The following is a 4,002-nucleotide window of genomic DNA, read 5'->3' on the forward strand; positions in this document are numbered from 1 at the left end:
CCGCACGCCACGTTGAACGGCACCGACACCAGGTCACCGATTTTCAGGCTCTCGACGTCCGAGCCTTTCTCGATCACTTCACCGGTGATCTCGTGGCCCAATACCAGGCCGATCTGCGCCGTGGTACGGCCACGCACCATGTGCTGGTCGGAACCACAGATGTTGGTGGCGACCACCTTGAGGATCACACCGTGCTCAATCTTCTTGCCGCGCGGGTCCTGCATTTTCGGGTAATCGATGTTCTGGACTTCGACCTTGCCGGCCCCCAGGTACACCACGCCTCTGTTGCCTGTACTCATTGCTACTTCTCCTTTTACAAAAACTGCGGCGATGCAAATCAATCGTTGAGAAAGCTGCTCTCGAACGGGTAATGGGTCAGCACTTCACAGCCGGTCTCGGTCACCAGCAACTGGTTCTCCAGCTTGATACCGTCCTTGCCGCCAACCTCGCCGATATAGGCCTCCACGCACAGCGCCATGCCCGGCTCCAGCTCGCCGGCATAGCCGTGCGACTCAAAATCTTCGGGGTAGCGGATGCAGGGGTATTCGTCACACAGGCCCACGCCGTGGAACATCACCCCGTAACGCTGGGCGCGGCAGCTCTCGGGCAGGCGATGACCCTGGGCGGTCAGCTCGGCGAAGCTGACGCCGGGGCGCACCATCTGGGTGTTGACGCTGATGTGTTGATGGGCGATGCGGTACAGGCGTTTTTGCTCGGCGCTCGGCTCCAGGTCGCCGCAGATCCAGCTGCGCGACATGTCCACGCACATGCCGTACACGCCGATCAGATCGGTGTCGAAGCTCAGCAGGTCGCCATCGCTCAGTACCCGTGGCCCCGATTCCTGATACCAGGGATTGGTGCGCGGGCCGGAACTGAGAATCCGGGTTTCGATCCACTCGCCGCCGCGGCGGATATTGCCGGCATGCAGCGCGGCCCAGACGTCGTTCTCGGTGGCGCCGGCGCGCATCGCCAGGCGCATCTCGGCGATAGACGCTTCGCAGGACGCCACCGCGCAGCGCATGGCGAGGATCTCGTCCGGACCCTTGATGACTCGCGCCAGTTCGGTGACTTGCTGGCCGCTGTGCACCTCGATACCCAGTGCATCGAGGGCACGCAGGCCGGCCACCTCGATGCGGTCAACGGCCAAGCGGCGGTTGGAGCCTGCGTGGTTGCGCAGCAGTTCATCGATTTGCCCGGCGAAGCGTTTGGCGTGCAGGTCGGTGTGCTCGCCGGTTTCGAAGTAGAAAAACGACGCGCCGCTGCGCAGTTCGCTGATCAGCGGCAGGTGCCTTGAAAGATGATCGCAACCGTGAAAATCCCACAGCACCACATGGCCGCTGGCCGCGACGAAGCAGGCACGGGCCGGGTTGTGGGTGGTCCACAGTTGCATGTTGGTGGTGTCGGTGGCGTAGCGAATGTTCAGCGGGTCGAACAGCAGGATGCCGCCCAGATCGTACTTGATCAGTTGCTCGCGAATGCGTTTCAGGCGGTACTCGCGCATGGCCGCCAGCTGCGGCGCCTGCAGGCCCAGGGCATCCCACTCGGCGAAGGCCAGCGGAGTCGGGCCGATCTCGACCCGGTCGTTGTTGTTTTCCGAGCCGTCGGGTTTGCACGGGCGGTCGGTAACGCGGCCCGGCTCGATACGCCGGGCGTGGTGCGCGATGGAGAAGGGTGAGGTCATCATGGCTGGACTTTCCTTGTTCTTGTAATGCCAGTCGTCAAAAGCTTCGCTGGCAAGCCGGCAGCCACCGGACAGGGGCAGCCGACTGCCAGCGAACGGTTTACGGCTTCTTGGCGGCGTCCCGGGCGGCCTGCAGCCAGCCGTCGAAGTCGGCACGGTGTGCGGTGATCCATTCCTGCGTGTGGCGACGGATGTCTGCCGCTTTGTTTTCGCCGTTCTGCATCTTCAGGTTCTGCGCGCTTTCGTCGGCGGCGCTGATCTGCACCAGCGACAGGAACTTCAGCGCCGCCGGGTTCTTCTCGGCGAACTTGCGGTTCAGGACGGCTTCGACCTTGTCCACGGCAAAGCCGAGGTTTTTGCCTTGGTACTGGGTGTTGACGCTGTTATCGCCGCCCGGCAGGTCGGTCTTGGGCACTTCAAGCCAGACCACGTCTTTGCCCTCGACCAGCACACCGGCCACCCATTGCGGGGTCCAGGTGTAATACAGCACCGGCTTGCCGGCCTTGGCGCGGGTGATGGTGTCGGCCATCAGGGCGAAGTAGGAGCCCTGGTTGACATGCACGGTCTTGTCCAGCTCGTACGCCTTCATGTGGTGGGCGATCACCAGCTCGCAGCCCCAGCCGGGGTTGCAGCCGGTCAGGTCAGCCTTGCCGTCGCCATCCACATCGAACAGCTTGGCAATTTCCGGTTTCTTCAGGTCGGTGATGTACTTGATGTTGTAGGCATCGGCGGTTTTCTTGTCGATCAGGTAACCCTGCAATACGCCCGGCAGAATGTCGCCTGCCTTGATCATCGCCGCGTCGCCACCGGCCTTCTGATAAAAGCTGGCATGCAACTTGTCCCACAGGTTGACGCTGAAGTCGGCATCGCCGAAGCCAACCGCCAGGACCATGGTGGCGTATTCGGTTTCCTTGGGTTTCTGGACGTTGTAACCCAGCTCGCGCAGACCCGCGATGGCGATTTCACCGCGAAAGCGTTCTTCATCGACGGTCGGAAAGGCCGGGGTGATCTTCACGCCGTCGCCCGGTTTTTCGAAGCTCGCCGCGCTGGCGCCTGTCGCCATGCCCAGTGACACGACCGCCAGCGCGACGGCGCAGGCACATTGGCTAAAGCGCTGGGATATCTTGAATTCAAACATCGTGGCATACCTTCTTCTGGTTGTTATTCAAGTACGGCAGATCAAGAGGGGAATGAATCAGGCGGTCTTGCGCCGCCCTGCAGCCGGGTTGGCGCCGAACAGGCGCAGCAGCAGGCCCAGCGGCCCGGTGTGATACCAGCGCCGGCCCGGTTCGGCGCTGCTGCGCTCACCCATCGCCTGGGTCAGGCGGTCAAGGAAGATCGCCAGCAGTACCAGGCCGACCCCGCCGACGGTGGCCAGGCCCATGTCCAGCCGGCCGATGCCGCGCAGGACCATCTGGCCCAGGCCGCCGACGGAAATCATCGAGGCGATGACCACCATCGACAGCGACAGCATCAGGGTCTGGTTCATGCCGGCCATGATCGTCGAGGTCGCCAGCGGCAACTGGACGCGGGTCAGCATCTGCCGGGGCGTGCAGCCAAAGGCGCGGGCGGCTTCGATCTTGTCTTCCGGCACCTGGCGAATACCCAGGTTGGTCAGCCGCACCAGCGGCGGCAGGGCAAACACAATGGTGACCAGCACGCCAGGCACGTTACCGATGCCGAACAGCATCACCACCGGCACCAGGTACACAAAGGCGGGCAGGGTCTGCATGGCATCGAGTGCCGGACGAATGATCTTTTCCAGCCGGTCACTGCGGGCGCAGAGGATGCCCAGCGGAATACCGATCACCGCACAGAAAAACACCGCCGTCAGCACCAGCGCCAGGGTGGTCATCGATTCTGACCACACGCCGATCAAGCCCAGCAGGGTCAGGGTGACAAAGCACAACAGGGCCATGCGCTTGCCCGCCAGTTGCCAGCCGAGCAATGACGACAACAGGATGCCGATGCTCGGCGGGATGCTTTGCAGGATGTATTCGGTGCCGTTGAGCACCTGGTCGATGGGCCAACGGATGGCACGGAACACTTCGCGGAAGTTTTGTACCAGGTAATTGAGGGCGGCTTCTACCCAGTCACCCAAGGGAATGGTCATCGACTGGAATGGATCGAGAAGGCTGAATTCGGACATGGGGGCTACCTCTTTTTGGCGTGGGCGCTTAGTCGCGGCTCAGGGTCTGGAGCAACAGGGTCTTGGAAATCGTGCCCTTGAACGCACCGCCACGGTCCAGTACCGGAACCGGGTAGGGCAGGCGGGCGACGATGCCGAGCACTTCGTGCAGCGGGGTGTCGGTGTACACCGG

The 4,002-nt window shown here is 62.7% G+C and carries 4 protein-coding genes and 1 pseudogene; all 5 read right to left on the reverse strand.

All coding sequences use genetic code 11. From position 1 onward, the window contains the following. On the reverse strand, positions 1-299 hold a 299-nt coding region (locus NJC38_RS28920), incomplete at its 3' end, for an alcohol dehydrogenase catalytic domain-containing protein (protein WP_253118184.1). Between the two features lie 38 nt (positions 300-337). Further along, complete coding sequence (gene dddP / locus NJC38_RS28925) at positions 338-1,684, reverse strand: dimethylsulfonioproprionate lyase DddP (RefSeq protein ID WP_253118185.1); 1,347 nt, start codon at positions 1,682-1,684, stop codon at positions 338-340. Between the two features lie 97 nt (positions 1,685-1,781). Beyond that, on the reverse strand, positions 1,782-2,819 hold the full coding sequence (gene proX, locus NJC38_RS28930) for a glycine betaine/L-proline ABC transporter substrate-binding protein ProX (protein ID WP_253118186.1): 1,038 nt from the start codon (positions 2,817-2,819) through the stop codon (positions 1,782-1,784). Positions 2,820-2,876: 57 nt separating this feature from the next. Continuing rightward, complete coding sequence (proW, locus tag NJC38_RS28935) at positions 2,877-3,830, reverse strand: glycine betaine/L-proline ABC transporter permease ProW (RefSeq protein WP_253118187.1); 954 nt, start codon at positions 3,828-3,830, stop codon at positions 2,877-2,879. Positions 3,831-3,858: 28 nt separating this feature from the next. After that, positions 3,859-4,002: pseudogene (locus NJC38_RS28940) on the reverse strand (glycine/betaine ABC transporter ATP-binding protein); the annotation flags it as partial.

The organism is Pseudomonas sp. 21LCFQ010, assembly GCF_024129905.1.
GTDB lineage: Bacteria > Pseudomonadota > Gammaproteobacteria > Pseudomonadales > Pseudomonadaceae > Aquipseudomonas.

What these genes read in the sequence shown, in the direction of transcription:
- proW (WP_253118187.1), bottom strand. Translation starts at nt 3,830, where the DNA reads ATGTCCGAATTCAGCCTTCTCGATCCATTCCAGTCGATGACCATTCCC.
- dddP (WP_253118185.1), bottom strand. Translation starts at nt 1,684, where the DNA reads ATGATGACCTCACCCTTCTCCATCGCGCACCACGCCCGGCGTATCGAG.
- proX (WP_253118186.1), bottom strand. Translation starts at nt 2,819, where the DNA reads ATGTTTGAATTCAAGATATCCCAGCGCTTTAGCCAATGTGCCTGCGCC.